Source organism: Polaribacter sp. KT 15, from assembly GCF_900143115.1.
Classification (GTDB): Bacteria; Bacteroidota; Bacteroidia; order Flavobacteriales; family Flavobacteriaceae; genus Polaribacter; species Polaribacter marinaquae.
This window is the reverse complement of record NZ_LT670850.1, coordinates 2,824,255-2,844,168: the sequence shown is the minus strand read 5'-3', so window position 1 is coordinate 2,844,168 and position 19,914 is coordinate 2,824,255. Positions and strand designations below refer to the sequence as shown.

The window sequence follows — 19,914 nt, the reverse complement described above, 5'->3', positions numbered from 1 at the left end:
AATTATCTAACTAATTGTTTTTGTGAAGGCTTAAATTTAGTTAAAACAATACCGTCAACAGCAGCTTCATATTCTGCCATAGTTGGTGTTCTTCCTAAAATTGTTGATAAAACAACTACAGGTGTAGATGATAATAAAGACTCTCCTTTTTTCTCTCCAGAATCTTTTACAACTCTTCCTTGAAACAAACGTGTAGATGTTGCCATTACAGTATCTCCTGGTTCTGCTTTTTCTTGGTTACCCATACATAAGTTACAACCTGGACGCTCTAGGTATAGCAGGTTTTCGTACTTTGTACGTGCTAATCCTTTTGGTGCGCTATCGTCAAATTCAAATCCTGAGTATTTTTGTAATACTTCCCAATCTCCTTCTTCTTTAAGCTCATCAACAATATTATATGTTGGTGGTGCTACAACCAAAGGTGCTTTAAATTCTACTTTCCCATTTTGAGCTTCGACATTTTTAAGCATTTGAGCTAAAATTTTCATGTCTCCTTTATGAACCATACATGATCCTACGAAACCTAAATCTACTTTTTTAGTTCCTCCGTAATATGATAATGGTCTGATGTTATCGTGTGTGTAACGTTTTGAAACATCGTCATTATTTACATCTGGATCTGCTATCATTGGTTCTGCAATTTCATCCAAATCAATAATAACTTCTGCATGATAAACAGCATCTGCATCTGGTCTTAAAGAAGGCTTAATACCTGTTTTAAGCTCAGTGATTCTAGTTTCTGCTTTTTCTACAAGACCTTTCAACACTTGCTTATCATTATCCATTCCTTTATCAATCATAATCTGAATACGACCTTTAGCAATTTCTAATGACTCTATTAAAGTATCATCTTCTGAAATACAGATAGATGCTTTAGCTTTCATTTCTGCTGTCCAATCTGTAAATGTAAATGCTTCATCTGCCGTTAAAGTACCAATATGAACCTCGATTACACGACCTTGAAAAACATTTTCACCTCCAAATTGTTTTAACATTTGTTGCTGTGTTGCGTGCACAACATCACGGAAATCCATATAAGATTTCATTTGTCCTTTAAAGGTTACTTTAACTGACTCTGGAATTGGCATTGATGCCTCACCTGTTGCCAATGCTAAAGCTACAGTACCTGAATCTGCTCCAAAAGCAACACCTTTAGACATACGTGTGTGCGAATCTCCACCAATAATGATGTCCCAATCACCAACAGTAATATCGTTCAATACTTTATGAATAACATCCGTCATTGGGAAATATTTCCCTTTAGGATCACGACCAGTAATTAAACCAAAATCGTTCATAAAGCTCATTAATCTTGGAATGTTAGCTTTAGATTTATCATCCCAAACTGATGCTGTATGACAACCAGATTGGTAAGCACCGTCAACAATTGGAGAGATAACTGTTGCAGCCATCATTTCTAATTCTTGAGACGTCATTAAACCTGTAGTATCTTGCGAACCTACAATGTTTACTTCTGCACGAACATAAGAACCTGCGTGTAATGTAGCTCCTGATGTACCTACTGCATTTTTATTAAATATTTTCTCAACAGCTGTTAAACCTTGACCTTCTATAGATACTTCTTTTGAAGGTGCATATACTTGTGGCACTTCAATTCCTAAAGTTTTACAAGCAAATGTTTGTAATTTTTTACCGAAAACAACAGCGTAAGAACCACCTGCTTTCATAAACTCCATCTTTTGCGGAGTAAAGGCTGCAGAAATATCTTTTAATTCTGTTTTACCGTGGTATAATTTTTTTTCTTTTGTATTAATCGTTAAAACAGTACCTGTTTCTACAGAATACATTTGTTTTAAAACTGGTTCTCCATCTTCATCTACAATAGTATTACCTTTTTCATCTTTTTGAATTACCCAATTTTTAAGATCTAAACCGATACCTCCTGTTACGCCAACCGTTGTTAAAAAAATCGGAGCAATACCATTTGTACCAGCAATTACTGGTGCAATGTTTATAAAAGGTACATAAGGACTTGAAGGAATACCTGTCCATAATGCAACGTTATTTACACCAGACATTCTAGAAGATCCAACTCCCATAGTTCCTTTTTCTGCAATTAACATTACACGTTTATCAGGATGCTGTTCCTTTAAAGCTAATAATTCATTTTGCATGTCTTTGTTATGCTCAAACATACATTGCCCATGTAACTCACGGTCAGAACGTGAATGTGCATCACCTCCCGGAGATAATAAATCTGTAGATATATCACCTACACCAGCTATGTAAGTAACTACCTCAATTTCTTCTTCTATTTCTGGCAGCTTTGTAAAGAATTCTGCTTGGGCATAACTTTCAATAATATCTTTAGAGATAGAACTTCCGTTATTAAAAGCTTCTTCTAAACGATCTGTGTCTGCTTCATATAAAAATACTTGAGTTTTTAAAACTTTTGCAGCTTTACTCGCTATTACTTCATCAGCACCTAAAGCTAAATCAAGTAATACTTTAACCGATGGTCCACCTTTCATGTGCGATAATTGCTCGAAAGCGAAATCTGTAGAAATTTCTGGAACGATAGATTCACCTAAAATAATCTCTTTTAAAAACTTAGCTTTTACAACGGCTGCACTTGTTGTACCCGGTAAAACGTTATAGATAAAAAAGTTTAGAGATTGTTCTCTATACTCATTTTCTGTATCTTTAATTTGCTCAATAATTGCGCTTAATAAATCTGCACCATCAATTGGTTGTGGATGAAGTCCTTTCGTTTTTCGTTCTTCAATCTGTTTTAGGTAATCTTTATAAATACTCATGAAAGAAATCTTTTATTACTGTAAGTCTTTTGTTAAAAATTTTAAAAAATTAAGTTTTAAACTCTTTAAAATTTATTCTCGCAAACTTACATTTTTTATATTAATTTTAAAAGATAAATAACCGATTGCAATAATTAATAAATAAAAAAAGGCAAATTTCTAAATAGCTGAATATTATTCAATAAAAAAGAAGATAATCTATTTTTTATTAAGGATATCGTAATCAAATAAAAAAAAGCAGGCTAATAAGCCGAATTCTGTTCCTTATAAATAAGGCTCTTATCATTTATCTAGTTCTAAAATTACTCTTAGAATCAATCTGTCTACCCTTTAGAATCGAGCGAGTAGCTCTCAAGTTCTAATATACATGACATTGCACCTCATAGAGTTTACCTGGTTTCACTACAGCCGAACTGTACTTGCTTTCTGTTGCACTTGTCCTCAACTTACGCTGGACGGATGTTATCCGCTATGATACTCTTTGGTGTCCGGACTTTCCTTCTTAATTAAATTAAGACGATAAGATAAGCCTGCTTTAAATTGTATTGTACGATTTCTATTTGATAAAAAAAACCCACTCAATAAATTGAGTGGGAAAAATTGCTATGAAAAAGAAAAAGTGTTGTTGGCGAACCAACAACACTGCAAATATATATTAAATCTAGTAAAAAAAGTATCCTTTTTATTTAATATTCATTTTTTTACTGATTTTTTTAACATATGTCTACGAAAACATATCTTTAACTTTCTCAAAAAATGATTTATCAGATTTATTTGGCGCAGGAACAAAGTTGTCATCGTTCATCATTTTATCGAAAAACTGCTTTTGTTCTTTGTTTAATTCTTGCGGTGTCCAAACATTAATATGGATTAAAAAATCTCCTGTGCCGTATCTTTCGATACTTGGTAAACCTTTTCCTTTTAATCTTAAAATTTTTCCAGATTGTGTACCTGCATCAATTTTAATTTTTACTTTACCAGTTACAGTTTCTACCTCTTTACTAGTACCTAAAACTGCTTCAGAAAAGTTTACATACAAATCGTAATGAATATTTGTTCCTTCTCTTTTTAAAGAATCATGTTGTATTTCTTCAATTAAAACTAATAAATCTCCAGCGATAGAATTTTTACCAGGAGCCTCGTTACCTTTACCTCCTACTTTTAATTGAACTCCTTCTGTTACACCAGCTGGTATATTTATAGAAACTGTTTCTTCTGCAACAATTAAACCTTGCGCATCTGCTCCGTTTGGTTTGCTACTAATAATTTCTCCTGCACCAGAACAAGTACCACAAGTAGTTGCAGTTTGCATTCTACCTAATATTGTGTTTGTAACACGCATTTGTTGCCCAGAACCATTACAAGTTGTACAAGTTTTATACTTAACACCGTCTGCTTGAACTTTACGTTTTACTTTTACTTTTTTCTCTACTCCTTTTGCAATTTCTTCTAAAGTTAGTTTTACACGAATTCTCATGTTACTTCCTTTAACTCTAGCTTGACGTTGACCACCGCCACCGCCGAAACCACCACCAAAGCCGCCGCCGAAACCGCCACCGCCAAAGATGTCTCCGAATTGGCTAAATATGTCATCCATATTCATACCACCGCCACCAAAACCGCCTCCGCCTTGAGGACCATCAAAAGCAGCATGACCGTATTGATCGTATCTTGCTTTTTTGTTTTCGTCACTTAAAACTTCATAAGCTTCTGCTGCTTTTTTAAAGTTTTCTTCTGCGGTTTTATCATCAGGGTTTTTATCTGGATGATATTTTATAGCCATTTTTCTATAAGCCTTCTTAATTTCTGCCTGAGTTGCAGATTTAGAAATACCTAAAATTTCGTAAAAATCTTGTTTTGCCATTTTTATTTCAATTATCAATTAACAGTAATCAATGATCAATGGTAATTGTGCATTGTTAATTGTAATTATTTACTGTCCGATTACCACTTTTGGGTATCGAATAATTTTATCTCCTAATTTGTATCCTTTTTCTACACAATCAATTACTTTACCTTTTAAATCTTCTGATGGTGCAGGTATTTGAGTAATTGCTTCATGAATTTCAGCATCAAAAGTATCGCCAGCTTTTGTTTCTACTTTTGATAAACCTTTTTGCTCTAAAGTATTGTAGAATTTTTGATAAATTAACAATACACCTTTTCTTAATTCTTCTGCTTCTTTATCTTCTTCAATATGTGTCAGTGCTCGCTCAAAATCATCAATAATTGGCAGTAAAGATGTCATTAATTCTTGTCCTGCAGTTTTAAATAACTCTATTCTTTCTCTTGATGTTCTTTTTTTGTAGTTTTCAAACTCTGCAAATAAGCGTAAAAACTTATCTTTTTCAGCTTGAATTAACTCTTCTGCTGTAGGCTCTTCTTTAGCAACATCTGCTTCAATCTCTTGATTTTCTTCAACTTGAGAAGTACTTTGCTCGTTTTTAAGTTCTTCTTCCTTTATATTTTCTTTCTTACTCATTTCTTTGTAATCATTTAATTGTCTATTACTTAATGGCAAAAATGTTGCCAACAAAAAAAATAGTGTCAAACTGACACTATTTTCATTTTATATACTTAAAATTAATCTTCTATTCTTTCAATTTTCGCTCCAATAGATTTTAGTCTAGCTTCTATATTTTCATAACCTCGATCTATTTGTTCGATGTTATTAATTATTGATGTTCCTTTTGCAGAAAGTGCTGCAATTAATAAAGAAATACCTGCTCTAATATCTGGCGAAGTCATTTTTGTTGCTTTTAATTGACTCTCGAAATTGTGCCCAATTACTGTTGCTCTATGCGGATCACATAAAATAACTTTTGCGCCCATGTCTATCAATTTATCTACAAAAAACAAACGACTTTCGAACATCTTTTGATGTATTAAAACAGTTCCTTTTGCTTGTGTTGCAATAACTAAAACAATACTTAGTAAATCTGGCGTAAAACCAGGCCAAGGTGCATCTGCAACTGTTAATACAGAACCATCTATATAATTCTGGATTTCGTATGATTCTTGTTCTGGAATATAAATATCGTCTCCTTTTTTCTCTAGAGTGATTCCTAATTTTCTAAAAACACTAGGTATTTGTCCTAAATCTTTCCAGCTAACATTTTTAATTGTTAATTCTGATCTTGTCATAACCGCAACACCAATCCAAGAACCAATTTCTATCATATCTGGTAAAACCGTATGCTCACAACCTCCTAAAGACTCTACACCTTCAATTACTAACAAGTTAGAACCAACCCCTGATATTTTTGCGCCCATCGCATTCAACATTTTAGATAATTGTTGAATATAAGGTTCACAAGCAGCGTTGTAAATTTTAGTTTCTCCTTTTGCTAATACTGCAGCCATCAAGATATTTGCTGTACCAGTTACAGAAGCTTCGTCTAACAACATTTCTGTTCCTTGAAGTTCATCGGCTTCTACTCCGTAAAAGTATTCTTCTTTATTATATCTAAATTTTGCGCCTAATCTAATAAAACCTTCAAAATGTGTATCTAATCTTCTTCTACCAATTTTATCGCCACCAGGTCTAGGAATATAACCTTTACCAAATCTAGCTAATAACGGTCCAACAATCATAATAGAACCTCTTAAAGAACTTCCGTCTCTTTTAAAGTCTGCCGATTCTAAATACTCTAAATTAATATCATCAGCTTGAAAAGCATAAGCATTACTACCTAACTTCTCTACTTTTACACCTAATTCGCCTAAAATAAAAATTAGTTTATTTACATCAATAATATCAGGAACGTTATTTACTACTACTCTATCCGGAGTTAATAAAACAGCACAAAGTATTTGTAAAACTTCATTCTTTGCTCCTTGAGGTGTAATTGTTCCGTTTAATTTATGTCCGCCTTCAATTTTAAATGATGCCATAAACGTTTATCTTTTTCTATTTTTATGTTGATTATTGTGTTGCTTCTTGTAATTACTCTTCGAATTATTCTGACCTTGAGAGTTTCTTTTTCTAAGTAAGTTTTTACTTTCAGAAAGTGGTTCTGTTGTTTCTCTTAGATCTATTTTACCGTCTGATAAATCGAATAAATGTTTAAAAATAACTTTATCGTCTACCGTATCTTTGTTCCAGTTTAGATAACACTTTTTCATGTGATTGGCAATTGTATAAACTAATGCCTCCTTTTTTTCTCCTTCTTCCCAACTTAAAGCAACATCTATCATGGTTTGTATGTTATTACCATAATATCGGTATCTAGATGCTGATTTTGGATATGCCAAACCTTCTGGCTTCTCTCTAAGTTCTTCTTTAGAAGGCTGCGGATAAGGAGATTCTACATCTAATTTAAAATCAGCCATAATATACAATTGATCCCAAAGTTTGTGCTTAAAATCTGGCACATCGCGCAAATGAGGTTGTAAATTACCCATTACATCTACAATTGCTTTGGCCATTTTGTCTCTTTCTTCTTTAGTTTCTAAAGCAACACAATGGTCTACTAATTTCTGTATATGTCTGCCGTATTCTGGTATAATCATTAACGGTCTTCCTGAATTGTACTCTAAATCGAATGTCATTTATATTTTTTTGAGAAGTGTTCTCGATACATTTTCCTTTATCATTTTATCAAAAGAAAACACTAGAACTGACAAGTTATATTTTGTAGTTTTTTAAAGTTGCAAAATAGCAATTTATTTTTAGTTATTTACCCAATCACTTTTAATTTAGCAAATTGTAATAGTAATTTCTTTTTACCTGCAGTAGCAAACTGAATTTCTGCTTTTTTATCGGGTCCTTTACCTTCTATACCTATAACTGTTCCTTTACCAAATCTATTGTGTTCTACAATATTTCCTTTTGATATTTCTCCATCAAAAAGATTCATTTTAGGAGAAACATTTGAAACTTTTTTTAAGTTTTTGGGTATTGCTATTTCTTTTTTCTTCGCCAAATCTCGCTCCATTTTTTTTCTTTGAATTGGTTTCTGAAAACGAATTCCTTTTGGCGCATCATCAAAAATACTTTTATCTAAAAAGTTATTTACTGCCGGACTCGGACTTTTTGGTGTTATGTAATTTAAATATTGATCGTCTATTTCTTCTAAAAACCTACTTGGTTCTGCATCTACTAACTTTCCCCATCTGTATCGAGTTTGAGCATACGTTAAGTACGCTACTTTTTCTGCTCTAGTTAATGCTACATAAAACAACCTGCGCTCTTCTTCTAACTCGCTTCTGGTATTCATGCTCATTGCAGACGGAAATAAATTTTCTTCTAATCCTACAACATAAACATACAAATATTCCAATCCTTTAGATTGGTGAATTGTCATTAAAGAAACGGTTGGTTTGTCATCATTTTTTTCTGAATCAAAATCTGTAGCCAACGCAACATCCTCTAAAAAAGTAGTTAAAGATGCATCTTGTCCTTCTTCAATTTTATCAGTAATAAAATCTTTAATTCCGTTTAAAAGTTCTTGTACATTTTCTACTTTACTTACAGCTTCTGGTGTACCGTCTTTTTCTAAATCTTTAATTAATTGCGTCTGTTTTACAACAGTTTCTGCAATTTCGAAAGCATTTTTAGTTTTAGCTTCTATTTGAAAACGTAGCATCATGTTCATAAAATTCTGAAGCTTATTCTTGGTTCCAGAATTTATTTTAAGATCTATTTTATCTATATATTTTATAATATCGAAAATAGATTTTTTGTAATGATTTGCTGCGATTGTTAGTTTGTCTATTGTTGTTGCACCAATACCTCTTGCAGGATAATTGATAATTCTTTTTAAAGCTTCTTCATCATTAGGATTGATTAAAATACGTAAATAAGATAAAATATCTTTAATCTCTTTTCTTTGGTAAAAAGAGATTCCTCCATAAATTTTATAATCAATATTTTTTTTACGTAAGGCGTCTTCTATTGCTCTAGATTGTGAGTTTGTTCTATATAAAACGCAAAAATCGCTAGGTTTAAGTTGATGATTCATTTGGTTTTCCCAAATAGATTGAGCAACAAACCTACCTTCTTCTCCGTCGGATATTGTGCGCATTACATTAATTGCGTCTCCGGCGTCGTTAGAGGTCCAAACTTCTTTATCTAACTTTGTTTTATTTTTTTCGATTACAGAATTTGCTGCATTTACAATATTGCTTGTAGAACGATAATTTTGCTCTAATTTAAATGTTTTAACTTCTGGATAATCTTTTTGAAAATTTAAAATATTCTGAATATTTGCTCCCCTAAAACTATAAATACTTTGCGAGTCGTCTCCTACCACACAAATATTACCAAATTTATCTGCCAAAGCACGAACAATAATGTATTGAGAATGGTTTGTATCTTGATACTCATCTACCATTATGTATCGAAATCTGTCTTGGTATTTTGCTAAAACTTCTGGAAAACGCGCTAACAACTCATTGGTTCTTAACAACAAATCATCAAAATCCATTGCGCCAGCTTTAAAGCATCTATCTACATATGCTTTATAAATATCACCTACTTTTGGTCTGCTTGCATGCATGTCTGCTTCTTGCAAATCAGAATTATTAAAATATGCTCTAACGGTTATTAAACTGTTTTTAAATGAAGAGATTCTTCCTAAAATCTGTTTCGCCTTATAACGCTCTTTGTCTAAGCCCATTTCTTTAATAATGGCACTTATTAACCTAACAGAATCTTGTGTATCGTAAATTGTAAAGTTAGTTGGAAAACCAAGTTTATCTGCTTCGGAACGTAAAATTCTTGCAAAAACGGAGTGAAAAGTTCCCATCCAAAGGTTTTTTGCCTCACTTTGTCCTACCACAGAAGCAATTCTAGCTTTCATTTCTTTTGCAGCTTTATTGGTAAAGGTTAAAGACAAAATATTAAAAGAATCTACACCCTGCTTCATTAAATGAGCAATTCTATAGGTTAATACACGTGTTTTACCAGAACCGGCACCAGCAATAATTATCATTGGTCCATCCTTTTGTATAACAGCTTGCCTTTGCGGCTCATTTAAAGATTCTAAGTAATTATTCAAGAGATATTTTTTTGAAGTATTTAATCGTTAAAATTAACGAAACTAATTGTGATTTTATGAAATGAACACTATTATTTATTCACAAATTATTCCACATTTATAATTTCTAATTTTTTATAATTTTAGCAAACAATTAAGTTTTATCAACTTTAATAACATGAAACAGATAAAACAAAATATCTGCAAATAAGCAGATAAAAAATAATATCTGCTTTAAAACAGATAAAATTAATTTATTACTATTAAATTTTAGTATATTTACTTAAATTTATTTGCAAATATATGACTAGTATTTTAACCGGAGACATTATCAACTCTAGAAAAACAACCAATATCGATTGGCTAAAATCTCTAAAAGAAATTTTAGCCCATTTTGGCGAATCACCAAAATACTGGCAAATCTATAGAGGTGACAGTTTTCAAGTAGAAGTTAAAAAACCCGAAGAAGCCTTTTTAGTTGCTTTAAAAATAAAATCGGCACTAAAAAGTATAGCGAATATAGATGTTAGAATTGGTATAGGAATTGGTAAAAAGGAATACAATGCTGATAAGATTACAGAAGCAAACGGAGAAGCTTTTATAAACTCTGGTTTTGCTTTTGATAACTATTTAAATAAACAAAGTTTAGCGATAAAAACACCATGGCAAGAAATAGATAAAACCTTTAATATTGCTTTTGATTTGGCATTATTAACTATAGATTCTTGGTCTGTAAATTCTGCTGAAGTATTTAAAATCGTTTTAGAAAACCCTGAAATAACTCAAAAAGAAATTGCAAAAATGCTTAATATTACACAAGGCAGGGTTAGTGAAAGACAAAAAAGAGCTGGTTTAGAGCCTGTGTTAAAACTAAACAACCTTTTTAAGATTTTAATAGCACAAAAAATAAACAAATAATATGCTTTTATTTTTAAAACTTTTATTGGCTCATATTTTAGGTGATTTTGTTTTGCAATCTAACAAATGGGTAAAAAACAAAGAAGAAAATAAATTAAAGTCTTCTAAGTTATATCTACATATTGGCATACACGCAATTTTACTATTAATTCTTCTTGAATTTAAATTGAATATATATTGGCTTGGTATTCTAGTAATTGTAACAACACATTTTTTAATTGATGTTATAAAACTATATTTTCAGAATGATAAAACTAAAAGAAATTGGTTTTTTATAGACCAATTACTGCATATAATTGTATTACTAATCACAACTTCTATCTACCAAGGTTTACATATAGAATTAGCAAATATATTTACACAACAAAATTTACTATTAATAGTTGCGTTACTGTTAGTCACAAGTGTATCTGGTATCATTATTAAAGTTTTTATAACACAATGGAATCCAGAATCAAAAACAAATAATGATGATTCTTTGGCAAAAGCTGGTAGATATATTGGTATTTTAGAACGTCTTTTTGTTTTTACTTTTATTGTAACAAATCATTGGGAAGCTATTGGTTTTTTAGTAGCAGCTAAATCTGTTTTTAGATTTGGTGACCTAACCTCTTCTAAAGACAGAAAATTAACCGAATATATTTTAATTGGTACTTTGTTAAGTTTTGGACTTGCTATTATAATAGGAATCTTATATTCGTACTTACTAAACACAACATAATTAATGGAAGATAAATTTATAGAAAGCGTTGCTTATATATTGCCTGCAGTAGTTACAGGTTTTGTTGCTTATTATATGTTTAATGGCTTTATTGCAAATAGAATTTCTGAAAAAAAATTCGAACTTTTAGCGCAACAAAAAAAGGAGTCATTACCTATTAAATTACAAGCTTACGAACGTTTAATGCTGTTTTGCGATAGAATAAACCCTGTGAAAATGCTTATGAGAATTCCGCCAATATCTACAAACACAGAAGATTATTTACAATTATTGACAGCAAATATAGAGCAAGAATTTGACCATAATTTAGTGCAACAAATTTATGTGCAAAATGAAACCTGGACAGCTGTTTACGCTGCAAAAAATGCTGTAATAAACAAATATAAACAAGTTGCAGAACAAGCCCAATCTGCAAACGAACTTCGAGAAATTATTCTTACAGACTATAGTACTACTACTCCTCCAACAGAAACTGCTATCGAATTTATCAAGAAAGAAGTTAAAATTTTATTGTAAAAAAAACTCCGTTGATTACATACGTAACAAACGGAGTTTTTACTTTTTCTTTTTTTGAAACCTTTCTCTTAGAATTGTAATCGAACTCCTAGTTTATAATTTCTTCCTCTGGTAGCATATCCAAATACATCATCATAATCTTCATTTAAAAGATTTGTAACTGCCGCAAAAAATGTAACTGTATCTCCTAAAACTTTATAATTCGTCATAAAATCTAATACTTGGTAGTTTTCTAATACAACATCTTGACCTGCTGTACCAAAAGAACCATATCTATCAAATATTGTTCTTTCACCTACATTTCTGTAAGTAAAGTTAAAAAATGCATTTTCAAACGGAGTAATATCTAAACCAGCAACCAACTTATTTTCTGGAATGTAATCATTAAAATCTTCGGTTACATCTCTATCCGTATACGTAAATGATGCATTTATTGCTAAAAATGAAGTTGGTACTACTTCAGCACTTACTTCAAATCCGTTTGCATCAGAAGAACCATTACCATATTTAAATGTAGAAGCATCATAAATAATAGCATCCGTTTCTTTTCTATTAAAGTAAACTGTTTCTAATTGCAACCAATCTTTAAAGTTTAAATCAAAACCAGCTTCAAACGTTTTGTTAGATTCTGGGTTTAAATCAATATTACCAGAAAAACCATCGTATAATTGATACAAACTTGGTGCTATAAAAGCAGTGCTGTAAGAAGAAAATAGTTTTAAAGCTGTATTATTTTTATTTAAAAGTGCGTAAGCTAAGTTTGCATCGTAAACAAAATGGTTGCCATAAACATTATGCATATTTAAACGACCACCAACATTTACGCTTACACCAAAATCAGAAATATAAACTAAACTCGCATAAGGATCTACCGTATTAAAATTAGCCAATCCTTTTTCTATCTTACCAAAAGGAGTAATTGTATTGTTACTATGAATTTGATAATTTAAACCTGTAATTAATTGTAATTGCTCTGTAAACTCATATCTATTTACTAAATCTACATTTACACTTCTACCTACAAATTCATAATCTTGTAAAACACCCGCAAAAGAATTAAACTGGCTTAAATCTCTTTCTACCACATTTGCAGAAGCTAATAAATAAAGTTGTCCTTTATTATAAGTATATGTTGGCTTAAAACCCACTCTAAACTGCTCTTGACTACCAGTATTAACTTCACTATCAGCAAAAGCACCAGCATCAAAATCATAATCAAATTCATCATAATTTAAAAAAGTCTCTAAAGTTAATTTCTCATTTACTTTATAACCTAACTTTACCAAAGCGTTTTTAGAATAAAATGCATCGGTTTCAAAAGCAGTATTTGTATTACTTTTTGCTGATGAAATGCCGTTAACTCCTGTTAAACTAAAAGATCCTAAAAAATTAATTTTACCTAAAGTACCGTTAACATTTAGGTTTTGGTTTCTATCAGACAAACTTCCATTAGAAGAATTTGCAGTATTATTAGTACCTAAACTTGTTTCAAAAGAACCAGAAATCTTGTCTATAGAAGCCTTTTTTAAGGTAATACTAATTACCGCCGTTGCAGCACCAGAACCATATAATGTAGATGATGCACCTTTTAAAACCTCGATACTTTCTATTTGATTAACCGCTAATAAACGTAAATCAAATTCTTGATTAATTGCTGATTGATCTGTAACTGGTACTCCGTCAATTAAAACTAAAACTTGTCTAGCTCTACCACCTCTAATATTAATACTTCTAGGTTCTGATGGATTTGTATTTACTCCCTTTACATCAATACCAGCTAGGTTATTTAAAATTTCTACAACAGTTTTTCCTGAATTCTGAAGCAACATTTCTTGGGTAATTTTATGAATTACCTTACCAGTATTTTCTTTTTTCAACTTAAATTTAGTTGCAGTTACTACAACTTCTTTTAAAGTTTCTACATTTTCTTTTTGTTTTTGAGCAAAAAGATTTGTGCTGACAAAACTACATGCCAACGCACCAACAATAATAAATTGTTTTTTCATTTCTAATAAATTTGATTTACAATAAATCAGGTAAATTTTGTGTACGAAAATAGATTAGTACATAAACTTTTATCCCGAAAGTTTTTTAACTCGTGATAATGGCAGGTTTCCTGACTTGCGTCTTGTAACAAACCTTCCCAACAAAAAAATGTCAGTGGTAAAAGAATAGTTACAAGCTTAGTAGCTTACAGTTGCGGGAACAGTTCTAGATTTTAACTAGATTCCCTTTTAATTTGATGCAAACCAATTTTTACATCAAAACCAAAATCGGCACAAATGTAGACTATAAATTGATATTAGAAAACATTTTTGTAATCTTGTCTTAAAATTAATTTTCATGAATAATAATTTCTCAAAAATATTACTTGTCACTCTTCTATTTATAATTGTATCATGTCAAAAAAACAACAAAGAAATTGATAAAAATTATAACCTAAAAAGTAATATTAAATACGCTAAAGGTTTTGACATTATTAATGAAAATGGATCAAAAAAATTAATTATTAAAACAGCATATCAAAACTCTAACAACGTTTTTAAATACATTATAAGAAACAAGCAAAACAAAAAAGCGATAAGCACAAATGAAACTATAATCTCTACACCAATTCAAAAAGTTGTAGTTACCTCTACAACTCATATACCAATGGTTGAGTTACTAAATGAAGAAACATCTATTGTAGGCTTTCCTTATTCAAAATATGTTTCTTCAAAAAAAACAAGAAAATTAATTGAAGAAAATAAAATTATAGAGATTGGAAAAGAAAGTTCTTTAAATACAGAAATTCTCCTTAATCTTCAACCAGAACTAGTAGTTGGTTATAGTGTTTCTAGTGCTGATAAAAGCCTAACAACCATAAAAAAAGCAGGTATAAATGTTATTTACAATGGTGATTGGCTAGAAGAAAATCCGTTAGGAAGAGCAGAATGGATTAAATTTTTTGGTGTTTTATTTGATAAAGAAAAAGAGGCTGACAGTATTTTTAATAGCATCGAAAAAAATTATTTAAATGCAAAAAAAATTGCTTTATCAGCAAAAAGTAAACCTACTGTTTTGTCTGGTGCAATTATGAGTAAAGATATTTGGAATTTACCAGCAGGAGAAAGTTACGTTGCACAATTTTTGAAAGATGCAAATTTAAACTACTTGTGGCAAGACACAAAAGGCAAAGGTAGTTTGTCTTTGAGTTTCGAGAGTGTTTTTAATAAAGGTCAAAGTGCAGATTATTGGATAGCTCCAGGATATTTTACTTCGAAAGATCAACTTTTAAAAAGTAATAAACTTTATGCGAAGTTTAACGCTTTTAAGCAAAGTAAAATTTTTACTCCAACAATAAAAAAAGGAAAAACAGGTGGTGTAATTTATTATGAACTTGCAGGTACAAGACCAGATTTGGTTTTAAAGGATCTTATAAAAATCTGTAATCCAGAATTGCTACCAAATTATAAATTAGCTTTTTTTGAGGAAATGCCATAAAAAAATAAAGCCTCTAATTTAAAATTAAAGACTTTATTAATAAAGACTGGGGGAATGCTTTTCTTATAATTCAAATTTAGACAAAAAGTTAGTCATTATTTAAAAAAACAAGGGTGTTTTATGGGTAGTCGACGGGTAGTAAACGGGTAGTAAATCGATGTAAACCTTTGTTTTTACTGGTTTTTATCAATTGTTAGCACTTCTTTCCTACTTTTTATATTTAGTTTTCCGTAAATATTTTTTACATGAAACTTTACCGTATTAATAGATACATTTACCTGTAAAGCAATTTCTTTATTAGACTTACCAATTACAATTAAATCGAAAACCTCTCTTTCTCTAATACTTAAATTCTCTATATCTTTAATTTTAGATTCTTTATCTATATTACTCGTTAATAAATCTATCTCTTTATTAAAATTAATTATTTCATTCTTCATGTAAGAGTTTCTTTTTCTTAATGTCTTTTCTCTATATACAACTGCAAAAGATAAAGTAACAACTTGTACAAGGCCTCCAATTTTCATATTGAAAGGAGCATTGTCAAAAAATGAAATTCCGAAATTCTTTAGAACTGTAAAATTAATTCCATTAAATAATATAATAACAAATGCAATTGTAAATAATTTAATATGCCCGCTCTTATTAATTAAAAGTACACTTACAACCCAATAGGTTAAAAACAAAAGAAAAGTTAATATATTTAAAATAACAAACAATTCTGATTTTTTAAAGAAATAGAATAGTACTACAAACAAAAATATATTGACTATTATAATATGTGAATATTTTTTTAACCCAGGATAATAATTATCCACTAATAAAAAGTTATGAGCAAACTTAAAAGAGAAAAAACCAAGAAAAAAATAATTGAATAAAATTAAATTATCAATAATAGTATTGTTAAAATTAAAAAAGTTAAAAATACCATCTGATGCCAAAAAGGCAAATACTAAACTCATTAGTAAAAAACAGTGATGAATAAAAGAGTTATCTTTAAAGAAAAAATAATAAACAATACTAAAAACAATAATTAAAAAAGCAGCACCATAATAAAAACTGTTAATTAAAATTTGGACACTTTCATCAAAATGATAATCTTCTTCTAATTTTAACTCGACCGGATAATATGCACTATACTCTGAACTAACTTTTATAAAAACAGGATAATCTCTTTGTATTTTATATGAAGTAAATCTAGAATTTTTTATTTTTTCTAATGGCCTTCTATTTTGATATGCTGTAGAGTTGTTGGCTCTGTAATTTTTTATTCTAAAAATATAATCTTCTTTAGAATTAGATGCTGGTATTTTAAACCAATAAACAGCGTCTGATTGTTTTTCTAAAATATTATACTCTAACAAATTAAAAGTTTTATCTTCTATATCTAAAACTTCTAAATTGGCTTCAAAATCTTTATAATAGTATATTTCTGACTGAGAAAGGGCGGTAAAAGTAAAAAAGATAAATACTAATATAAGCTTATTTTTCATGGCTACTTTTCTAAATCTTTAAAGATTGAATGTAAAAGAAATTATTTTCTACAGAAAAACCTAAAAAGGAATTGATTGAAATCTCTTACATTACCTAAGGTACAATTTTAAATTTATCTTAACATTATATAGTTAATATTTCATTTTTTTTAACTTAATATTAAGATATTGCCTTATTAAAATAATTTTGTTTGATTTTCATCATCTCTCTTCTTTTCTTCTGCCTTTTTCTTCGCTATCGATTTTTGCAAAGCTATTTTTGCTTTTTCTTCTGCAGAAAGTTCCTCTAAAATTGGCTTTTTTGTTTCAGGTATTGGTACATCAATTGGTAATTTGTCATCTACTACCTCTTCATTTTCTTGATCTGAACCGCTGCTTTCAACCTCTTCCTCTTCTACTTCATATGGTAAAGATTCTAAAAGATTTACATTTTTAATCTTATCTGTAGTTAACTGGTTTCCTTGCGCTTTAATTCCTTTTACAGCTATAAACTCTTCAAAATTAACCTCTTCATTATCTAAACTCCTTTTAGAAAACTGAATTTCTGCTACAGGTCTGTAATCTGTTGCTACAATTTCTAGTTGAGACTTTGTATGTTCTGAAATAAAAACCTCTTCCTTGTCAACTGATTCAATTAAAAATCGTTTTACATAGTAACGTTCTTTTTCACCATCAAAATAAATAGCAGAAATTGGTTTTTTAGGTTGCCATTTTTCTAAAACGATCATATCGTCTTCAAAATGCATTGTTAAATCTGGCTTTACAGCTTTTGCTTTACCAGATTGTGTTATAATTAGCAATTTATCTTCTGCTCTAAACTCACCTAAAAGCTCGCCTCTTTCGTCTACATTTAAACGTTGCACTGTATCATCAAACCAAATTTTTCGTGGTTTTAGTGTAGAAACTCCTTCCGATTTAAAATCAATAGATTTAATTGAATACTTTGTAATTCTATTTCCTCTTACAGATCTACCTTTTACTGCTAAATCTGCAAAATCTATATCCCATTTTAATTTCTTAACACTTCCAACGGAACGCAAATTAACAGTTACAACTTCTGCTTCTCCGTTAGGATTTGCGGTAAAATAATGCACAATAGAACCTTTATTTCCGTTTGTTAAATCGTACTCTTTATCTCTTGTAACAGAAGTTACGTTAAAACGTTTCATGTATGATGGTCCTCTTGCACCATCTCTGTACATAAAATTATAAACAGTTCTTTTATCTTTCTTTTTAAAGACAGCTACGTGTATAACATCTTTACCAACAAAGGTTTTAGAATCTACTTTTGTTACCATCATTTTACCATCTTTTCTAAAGATAATAATATCATCTATATCAGAACAATCTGTAACAAATTCGTCTCTTTTTAATGAAGTCCCAATAAAACCTTCTGCTCTATTTACATAAAGTTTGGCATTATTCATTGCAACTTTAGAGGCCACAATATCATCAAATATTCTAATCTCTGTTTTTCGTTCTTTTCCTTTACCGTAAGTATCTTTTAAACGCTTAAAGTAAGCAACTGCAAACTCAATTAAATTATCTAAATGCCCTTTTACCTCTGCAATCTTTTCTTCTAAACTTTCTATAAATTGCTTCGCCTTGTCAATATCGAATTTTGATATTTTCTTAATACGAATTTCTGTTAAACGTGTAATATCTTCTACAGTAATTGCTCTTTTTAAATGTTTTATGTGTGGTTGTAAACCTTTATCAATTGCTTTTATTACACCGTCCCAAGTTTCTTCTTCTTCTATATCTCTATAAATTCTATTTTCAATAAAAATTCTTTCTAAAGATGAAAAATGCCACTGCTCTTCTAATTCGTTTAACTGAATTTCTAATTCTTTTTTAAGTAATTCTACCGTTAAATCTGTAGAGTGTTTTAACATTTCTGATACACCTGCAAATACAGGTTTATTATCTTGAATTGTACAAGCTAACGGAGAAATAGAGGTTTCACAATTTGTAAAAGCATACAACGCATCTATAGATTTATCTGGCGATACGTTGGGTGGTAAATGCACTAAAATTTCTACTTCTGCAGCTGTATTATCTTCTATCTTCTTTATCTTAATTTTACCTTTATCATTGGCTTTTAAAATACTATCAATTAAAGATGTTGTAGTTGTAGAAAAAGGTATTTCTGTAATTACCAAAGTCTTTTTATCTAACTGAGAAATTTTTGCTCTTACACGTACTTTTCCACCACGTTTACCATCGTTGTAATTGGTAAAATCGGCAATTCCGCCCGTTAAAAAATCGGGTACAATTTTAAAACTTCTTCCTTTTAAATATTTTATAGAAGCGTCTATTAACTCAATAAAATTATGTGGTAAAACTTTTGTTGATAATCCTACAGCAATTCCTTCTGCTCCTTGGGCTAGTAATAACGGAAATTTTACAGGTAAATCTATCGGTTCTTTTCTTCGTCCATCATAAGACAACTTCCATTCTGTTGTCTTCGGATTAAACACAACGTCTAACGCAAATTTAGATAAACGAGCCTCTATATAACGAGAAGCTGCTGCACGGTCTCCGGTTAAAATATTACCCCAGTTACCTTGCATATCGATTAGTAATTCTTTCTGACCAATTTGCACCATCGCATCTGCAATACTTGCGTCTCCATGCGGATGATACTGCATTGTATGACCAACAATATTTGCTACTTTATTGTAACGTCCATCGTCTAAATCTTTCATAGAATGCATAATTCTACGTTGCACTGGTTTTAAACCGTCTTCTAAAGAAGGTACGGCTCTTTCTAAAATTACATACGAAGCATAATCAAGAAACCATTCTTTGTACATTCCTGTAACCTTAGTTATGGTTTCTTCTTGAGGCGAATCTAATTGTTCTCCTTCATTTGTTAATTCTTCTTCGTGTTCGTTTTCGTTTATTTCTTCACTCATGTAAAAAACGTTTATTCGTTTAAGAGTTTATTTATTTATTTATTCTTTGAGCGTTTTAACAGGCTTTACGTTATATCTTTTTTGTTTTGTTCTCGATAAAAATTTGCT

13 protein-coding genes, 1 other RNA gene and 1 riboswitch are annotated in these 19,914 nt (G+C 30.3%); of the genes, 4 read left to right on the top strand and 10 right to left on the bottom strand.

Features of this window, described 5'->3' with window-relative positions; translation table 11 throughout:
• Positions 1-2: 2 nt before the first annotated feature.
• The 7 genes from B5464_RS12560 to B5464_RS12530 all read right to left on the bottom strand — a co-directional run bounded on the left by B5464_RS12560 (position 3) and on the right by B5464_RS12530 (position 9,778).
• Positions 3-2,777 carry a bifunctional aconitate hydratase 2/2-methylisocitrate dehydratase gene (locus B5464_RS12560; RefSeq protein ID WP_079738647.1) on the bottom strand — a complete coding sequence of 925 codons (2,775 nt, stop codon included), beginning with the start codon at positions 2,775-2,777 and terminating at the stop codon, positions 3-5.
• A gap of 230 nt (positions 2,778-3,007) precedes the next feature.
• Positions 3,008-3,314: RNase P RNA component class A (gene rnpB, locus B5464_RS12555), an RNA gene on the bottom strand.
• Between the two features lie 187 nt (positions 3,315-3,501).
• Positions 3,502-4,641 carry a molecular chaperone DnaJ gene (dnaJ, locus tag B5464_RS12550; protein ID WP_079738646.1) on the bottom strand — a complete coding sequence of 380 codons (1,140 nt, stop codon included), beginning with the start codon at positions 4,639-4,641 and terminating at the stop codon, positions 3,502-3,504.
• Between the two features lie 69 nt (positions 4,642-4,710).
• A complete protein-coding gene (locus tag B5464_RS12545) occupies positions 4,711-5,259 on the bottom strand; it encodes a nucleotide exchange factor GrpE (RefSeq protein ID WP_077811333.1) in 549 nt (182 codons plus the stop codon).
• 101 nt (positions 5,260-5,360) lie between these two features.
• Positions 5,361-6,671 carry a UDP-N-acetylglucosamine 1-carboxyvinyltransferase gene (gene murA / locus B5464_RS12540; protein ID WP_079738645.1) on the bottom strand — a complete coding sequence of 437 codons (1,311 nt, stop codon included), beginning with the start codon at positions 6,669-6,671 and terminating at the stop codon, positions 5,361-5,363.
• A 6-nt stretch (positions 6,672-6,677) separates the two neighbouring features.
• Positions 6,678-7,328 (bottom strand): DUF4290 domain-containing protein, encoded by a 651-nt coding sequence (locus B5464_RS12535; protein WP_077809066.1) that lies wholly within the window; start codon positions 7,326-7,328, stop codon positions 6,678-6,680.
• A gap of 128 nt (positions 7,329-7,456) precedes the next feature.
• On the bottom strand, positions 7,457-9,778 hold the full coding sequence (locus B5464_RS12530) for an ATP-dependent helicase (protein ID WP_079738644.1): 2,322 nt from the start codon (positions 9,776-9,778) through the stop codon (positions 7,457-7,459).
• Between the two features lie 282 nt (positions 9,779-10,060).
• On the opposite strand from B5464_RS12530, the gene B5464_RS12525 reads away from it, so the two are divergent.
• Genes B5464_RS12525 through B5464_RS12515 form a run of 3 tightly spaced genes read left to right on the top strand, consistent with a single transcriptional unit; the run spans position 10,061 to position 11,912 of the window.
• Entirely contained in the window at positions 10,061-10,675 is a 615-nt protein-coding gene (locus tag B5464_RS12525) for a SatD family protein (RefSeq protein ID WP_079738643.1), read from the top strand.
• 1 nt (position 10,676) lies between these two features.
• A complete protein-coding gene (locus tag B5464_RS12520; RefSeq protein ID WP_079738642.1) occupies positions 10,677-11,396 on the top strand; it encodes a DUF3307 domain-containing protein in 720 nt (239 codons plus the stop codon).
• 3 nt (positions 11,397-11,399) lie between these two features.
• On the top strand, positions 11,400-11,912 hold the full coding sequence (locus B5464_RS12515; protein WP_079738641.1) for a hypothetical protein: 513 nt from the start codon (positions 11,400-11,402) through the stop codon (positions 11,910-11,912).
• Between the two features lie 68 nt (positions 11,913-11,980).
• Here B5464_RS12515 and B5464_RS12510 read toward each other — a convergent pair whose 3' ends face one another.
• A complete protein-coding gene (locus tag B5464_RS12510; RefSeq protein ID WP_079738640.1) occupies positions 11,981-13,918 on the bottom strand; it encodes a TonB-dependent siderophore receptor in 1,938 nt (645 codons plus the stop codon).
• Between the two features lie 82 nt (positions 13,919-14,000).
• Positions 14,001-14,199, bottom strand: a riboswitch (cobalamin riboswitch).
• Positions 14,200-14,255: 56 nt separating this feature from the next.
• Between B5464_RS12510 and B5464_RS12505 the strand changes: the two genes are divergently transcribed.
• Entirely contained in the window at positions 14,256-15,395 is a 1,140-nt protein-coding gene (locus B5464_RS12505) for an ABC transporter substrate-binding protein (protein WP_079738639.1), read from the top strand.
• Positions 15,396-15,568: 173 nt separating this feature from the next.
• On the opposite strand, the gene B5464_RS12500 is transcribed toward B5464_RS12505, so the two are convergent.
• Positions 15,569-16,888 carry a LuxR C-terminal-related transcriptional regulator gene (locus B5464_RS12500; RefSeq protein WP_079738638.1) on the bottom strand — a complete coding sequence of 440 codons (1,320 nt, stop codon included), beginning with the start codon at positions 16,886-16,888 and terminating at the stop codon, positions 15,569-15,571.
• A gap of 176 nt (positions 16,889-17,064) precedes the next feature.
• Positions 17,065-19,806: a DNA gyrase/topoisomerase IV subunit A gene (locus B5464_RS12495; protein ID WP_079738637.1), complete on the bottom strand. Its 2,742-nt coding sequence runs from the start codon at positions 19,804-19,806 to the stop codon at positions 17,065-17,067.
• Positions 19,807-19,914: the final 108 nt, after the last annotated feature.